The organism is Nonomuraea sp. NPDC049784 (assembly GCF_040659615.1).
Taxonomy (GTDB): Bacteria; Actinomycetota; Actinomycetes; order Streptosporangiales; family Streptosporangiaceae; genus Nonomuraea.
Genome location: NZ_JBFAMX010000686.1, coordinates 1 through 5,123 on the forward strand (window position 1 = coordinate 1; position 5,123 = coordinate 5,123).

The following is a 5,123-nucleotide window of genomic DNA, read 5'->3' on the forward strand; positions in this document are numbered from 1 at the left end:
CGGCCGCTCGGCGTCCTGCAAGCCCGTCGCAAGTCGCGCACCCTACGCTCCTGGCTGGCGGCCACGGGGGAAAGACGGGCCGCCGGACGTATCTGACGCCGCTGGAGACGCTCTTATCTCCTCGAGGCGAACCAACGGGAGACCCCATGTCCGACACTCCGATGACCGCGGACGACGTCCTGCGCATCGCCGCGTACCAGGACCGGAGCCCGGCACTCGAGGCGATGGTCATCGCCTTCAGCTACCACCGCGTCGCCGGGGACCTCGCCCGGCACCTGGGCAAGGACGCGAACAACTGGTACTGCTACGCCACCTGGACCTCCAAGGCCGTCGGAGAGAGCCTCGACCTGGGCCCCGACTCGCCGTTCATCATGGACTTCAGCCGCAGGATGCGGGTGCCCCACCGCTTCAGGAGGGTGTTCAGGGCGGTGCTGCTCACCCTGCTCGGCCCCAGCTACCAGCTCGGGCTGGCGCTGGCCAACAGGGCCATCTTCCTGGAGACGGCCAGCCTCGCCGTCAACCTGTGGAACGATTCGCCCGACCGCTACCTCAGGGTGAGCCCGGAGTCGCAGCTGACGCCCACCCCGCCGGAGTTCCTGACCGACCTGCTGGGCGAGGCCGACGACCGCTACCTGAGGGACGCCGCGCAGCTCCTGGTCGAGGCCGGGCGGGCCACCGACCCCGAGGCCCGGGCCGAGCTGATGTTCGGCGCCAGCATCGCGCTGTCCGCCTACGAGCAGGCACGCGCGCAGAAGGCGCTGGAGCTGGTGCTCTACCGGCCGGTCAGGTGGCTGACGCGGGTGTCGTGGCGGTCGCTGCGCTCGCTGGTGACCCGGCGGCGCTTCCCCAGATTCCGCCTGTACGCCGCGCGGCACGAGGACCAGCCGTGGCTGACGCGCTGGCTGGAGGACAAGTGGTCCTCGCTCTACACCCGCCACCTGTTCGCCGTGAAGACGCCGCTCAGCGACGTCAAGGTGGGCAGGCCGCTCACGCCGCCGGCGGGTGTGGACATGGCGAAGGTCTGGGCGCCGATCCAGAACGAGAAGGTACGCAAGCTGGCCGAGGAGTTCATCACCGAGGACCAGGAGGCATCCACGGCCGGGGTGGCCGACTGGGTGTCCTACCCCGACCGCATGCGCTTCATCGTCAGCTATTTCCGCGTCTACCAGCACGTCGGCGCGCTCTACGACATGCCGTTCGCCAAGGACGTCGCCGACGGCCTCGCCGAGGAGATGCGGCGCGGGCTGGTCCCCCAGGCCGTCAGCGGCATGCTCGCCCGCGGCGGCCGCAGGCTCTACCGGTATCCGGCGGAGTCCGACCCGGACGCGTACGAGATGGCGCACTTCGACTTCGAGCCGTTCCTGGAGGCGATCCAGCTTGACCCGTCCGCGAAGTGAGTCAGTCCAGGAAGTCGCGGGTGATCTCGCGGGCCTGAAGGAGGCCGCGTAGCTTCGCGAAACAGCGGGCTCGGGTGGGCCCGATGCTCCCGACCGGCCTGCCCAGCCTGCGTGCCACGTCCACATAGTGCGGCTCGGAGGTTTCCGTGAGCGCCCTGAACAGGACCCGTTGCGCTGCCGGCAGCTCCTCGACCAGCTCGGCCAGCGTGCCGGCCAGCCAGATCCTGGCCAGCTCCCTGTCCACGTCGTCCGTGCTGCCCAGCGTGTCGAGGTCGGGGGTGCAGATCTCCTTCGTCCGCTTGCTGAGCTTGAGGCACTCCCGGAAGGCGATCGTGGCCAGCCAGCCCGCCATGCGCTGGCCGTCCTCCACGCTCCTGAGGTTCTGCCAGGCCAGCAGCCAGGTCGTCTGGAGCACGTCCTGGGCGTCCTCGTGGCTGAGCCTGAACCGGCGGATGCGTGCCTTGAGCATGGGGCTGAACTCTTCGACCAGCCGCTCCCACGCCTCGGCGTCGCCGTCCTGCGCGGCCGAGACCAGGGCTGCCGTGTCGGAGCGCTCGATGGTGTCCAGGTGCATGTCGATCTCCCTGCCGGGCCGGGTACTCGGGGGGTCGCCATTACCGGCCGGCACACCCACGGTGCGCCGAGTGATCGCCCGGGGCTGTCTCGCGCGTGACAGTCCAGATGTGTTCCGCGTCACACCCGGGAGATCGCTTGTCGCCGGCTTCCCGTGCGCGGGATGCGGCCTAGAGTTCTTGCATGAGCGGGTTTCCACGCGATGTCCAGCCGGTCGCCTCCGTGCTGGCGGAGATCCCGCTGTTCCGCGTACTCGGAGAGAGCGGCATCGAGAGCACGGCGCGGGCCGGGCTGTCCAGGCGATACCGGACCGGGCAGATCATCATCCACCAGGGCGACCCGGGAGAGTCCCTCTACGTGCTGCTGGACGGCCTGGTGAAGGTGGTGTTCACGACCGAGCACGGCGACGAGATCGTGCTCAACATGCTCGGCCGCGGCGACACCTTCGGCGAGATGGCGCTGCTGGACGGCTCGCCGCGCTCGGCGTCGATCGTGACCGTGCGCCCCGCGTGGTTGTTCGCGCTGCCCAGAGCGCGGCTGCTGGAGCTCATGCGGGAGCATCCGGGGCTGGCCGACGAGTTCCTGCGCATGCTCGGCCACATGGTGCGCAGGCTCACCGACCAGGCGGCCGACCTGGCCTTCCTCGACCTGGGCGGGCGGCTGGCCAAGCTGCTGCTGCAGCTGGCCGACAAGCACGGCCAGTCCGACGGTGTGGTGGACCTGCCCGGGCTGACCCAGTCCGACCTCGCCGCGCTGATCGGAGCGTCGCGGCCGGCGGTCAACCGGGCGCTGCAGTCCCTCGTCTCGAGGAACCTCATCGCCGTCAAAGGCCGCACGATCACGCTGCTGGATGTCGCCGCCCTGCGGAAACGGGGTGGCCTCTGACCGAGATCTGGAGTACGGGGTAGATGAACGATCAAGAGCGCTGGCCGGAGGAGAGATTCCGCCAGCTGAGGCAGCAGGCCGACCCGGACATCGACAAGGTGGTGGCCGGTTATCTGGACGACCAGCCCGCGGGGACAGGGCCGCTCGAGCTGGTGAAGGCGGTGGTCCAGGAGCTGGCGGCGGCCAAGCGGGAGGCCAGGGCGCCCTCGGGCGAGCCGCCCGCCTCCGAGATCTTCGCGGCCATCGACTTCGCCGCGGACTTACCCGAGTGGGGCGACGACCGCGAGCTGCTGGCCAAGGGGCAGGCCGTGTTCGCCGACTACGGGCTCTACCAGTCGGCCGCGCTGTTCTGCAAGTGCCTGCCGATGGCGTACGTGGAGGTTTCCAGCGCCAAGGTGCTGGCCGGCGTCTCGCGGCTGGCCACGCACGGCCTCACCCGCCGGGTGGCCGAGACCGGGCAGATGCTGGTCGACGTGATGGGGCTGAAGGCCGTCAACAGCCTGGAGCCCGGCCGTCCCGGCCACACCACGGCGATCGGGCTGCGGATCCTGCACTCGTTCGTGCGCGCGCTGGTGAACGAGCGCTTCGCTGACCACTGGGACACCGCACGCTTCGGCCCGCCGGTCAACCAGGAGCTCCTGCTGGCCACCATCTTCGACTTCTCCGTGGTGACATGGGAGGCTCTGGAGAGCATGGGCGTGACGCTCTCCGAGGAGCAGCGCGCGGCCCACCTCTACACGTGGAGTGTGTTCGGCCATCTCATGGGCGTGGAGGCCTGCCGCGACCGGCCGCTCACGCTCGATGACGTCGAGCCGGTCAGCGAGCGCCTGGGCCGCCTGTACGAGTCCAGCGACGAGGGCCGCCGGCTGATGGCCAGGCTGCTGGAGGAGATGGAGGGGTTCATGCACCTGGGGTGGCGCAAGCTGCCGCGCAGCCTGGTGCACTGGGTCTTCCGCGACGCCAAGTACGGCGCCGACCGGGTGCCAGAGCTCCTGGGCGTGCCCAAGCCCGCCTGGTGGTTCACGGGGCTGTTCACGGTGGCGCGCGCGGCGAACCGGCACTCGAAGCTGGCCGGGCCGGTCGACGGCGTGGTTCGCTGGCTGGTGCGCAGGGTCGGGCGGCAGATCGTGATCGCCCTGATCGACCGCCACTCCGACGGGCAGGCGGCGTTCCGGATCCCCGAGGAGCTGGCCGGCGCGTGGCGGATCAGGCAGTCCCGCCCGGCGGTGAAGACGCGCGCGATCCGCCGCACCGTACGCAAGACACTGCGAGCCCCTGTCCGGGGAGGGCCGCACAGGTGACCGCTCCCCACGCGCCAGGCACGCTGACCACGGCGACGATCCTCTTCACCGACGTGGTCAGCTCCACCGCCATGCGGATCAGGCTCGGCGAGGAACGCGCCAACGTCGTCTTCCGACGCCTCTACCAGCTGCTCCGCTCGGTGGTGACCGCCAACGGCGCCACCTTCACCAAGAGCCTGGGCGACGGGCTGATGGCCGTCTTCGACTCGGCCACGGCCGGGCTCGACGCCGTCATCGCGGTGGAGCAGGCGGTGGCCGACGAGAACGAGCGGGCCATGGAGAAGATCTCCATCAGGGCCGCGCTCGCCGCGGGCGACGTGGCCTGGGGCCACGACGACGTCAGCGGGCTGCCGACCGTCGAGGCGGCCCGCCTGGTCGCCATCGCCGAGGGCGGCCAGGTGCTCTGCACCGATCTCGTACGGCGGCTGGCGCAGGGGCGGAGCCGGCACGAGTTCAAGGATCTGGGGCGGCTGCCCGGCAAGGGGCTGCGCGAGCCGATGCACACGTACGAGCTGCATTGGCAGAGCGCGGACCACCACCAGGCCGGCGGGCTGGCCCCGTGGCTGGACGACGGCCACGTGCTGCCGTTCGTCGGCAGGGACGAGCAGCTGCGGGCGCTCGACGGGGAGCTGGCGGCGGCCGAGTTCGGCAGCGGGCTGGTGATCCTCCAGGGCGACCCGGGGGTCGGCAAGACCCGGCTGGCTTCGGAGGTGGCCAGGCGGGCGCTCAAGCGGCAGTTCACGGTGCTGGCGGGGCGGTGCACGGATCCGGCACGGCAGGCGTACGAACCGATCGCCGGCGCGGTGGAGCGGCTGGCCCGCACCTCGCCCGCGCTGCTGCTGCGGGCCGGGGTCGACCAGCAGTGCGGCCCGCTCGGCCGCCTCGCGCCCCCGCGGTCCGCGCCCCCCCGGGGGCTGGTGGGGGCCCCCCCCACCCAGCCCGGGTGCCAGCGCGACCACCAGATTGG

5 protein-coding genes are annotated in these 5,123 nt (G+C 71.1%); 4 read left to right on the top strand and 1 reads right to left on the bottom strand.

From position 1 onward, the window contains the following. Positions 1-146 precede the first annotated feature (146 nt). Positions 147-1,397 (top strand): hypothetical protein, encoded by a 1,251-nt coding sequence (locus tag AB0J09_RS55770; RefSeq protein ID WP_360710559.1) that lies wholly within the window; start codon positions 147-149, stop codon positions 1,395-1,397. A gap of 1 nt (position 1,398) precedes the next feature. On the opposite strand, the gene AB0J09_RS55775 is transcribed toward AB0J09_RS55770, so the two are convergent. Then, entirely contained in the window at positions 1,399-1,971 is a 573-nt protein-coding gene (locus AB0J09_RS55775; protein ID WP_360710560.1) for a sigma-70 family RNA polymerase sigma factor, read from the bottom strand. A 182-nt stretch (positions 1,972-2,153) separates the two neighbouring features. On the opposite strand from AB0J09_RS55775, the gene AB0J09_RS55780 reads away from it, so the two are divergent. The 3 genes from AB0J09_RS55780 to AB0J09_RS55790 all read left to right on the top strand — a co-directional run. Continuing rightward, positions 2,154-2,855, top strand: a complete 702-nt coding sequence (locus AB0J09_RS55780; protein ID WP_360710562.1) for a Crp/Fnr family transcriptional regulator — start codon at positions 2,154-2,156, stop codon at positions 2,853-2,855. 23 nt (positions 2,856-2,878) lie between these two features. Then, positions 2,879-4,156, top strand: a complete 1,278-nt coding sequence (locus AB0J09_RS55785; RefSeq protein ID WP_360710564.1) for an oxygenase MpaB family protein — start codon at positions 2,879-2,881, stop codon at positions 4,154-4,156. After that, positions 4,153-5,123, top strand: a 971-nt coding sequence (locus AB0J09_RS55790) for an adenylate/guanylate cyclase domain-containing protein (protein ID WP_360710565.1), incomplete at its 3' end; no start/stop codon positions are given. The genes AB0J09_RS55785 and AB0J09_RS55790, both read left to right, overlap by 4 nt.

What these genes read in the sequence shown, in the direction of transcription:
- AB0J09_RS55770 (WP_360710559.1), top strand. Translation starts at nt 147, where the DNA reads ATGTCCGACACTCCGATGACCGCGGACGACGTCCTGCGCATCGCCGCG.
- AB0J09_RS55780 (WP_360710562.1), top strand. Translation starts at nt 2,154, where the DNA reads ATGAGCGGGTTTCCACGCGATGTCCAGCCGGTCGCCTCCGTGCTGGCG.
- AB0J09_RS55775 (WP_360710560.1), bottom strand. Translation starts at nt 1,971, where the DNA reads ATGCACCTGGACACCATCGAGCGCTCCGACACGGCAGCCCTGGTCTCG.
- AB0J09_RS55785 (WP_360710564.1), top strand. Translation starts at nt 2,879, where the DNA reads ATGAACGATCAAGAGCGCTGGCCGGAGGAGAGATTCCGCCAGCTGAGG.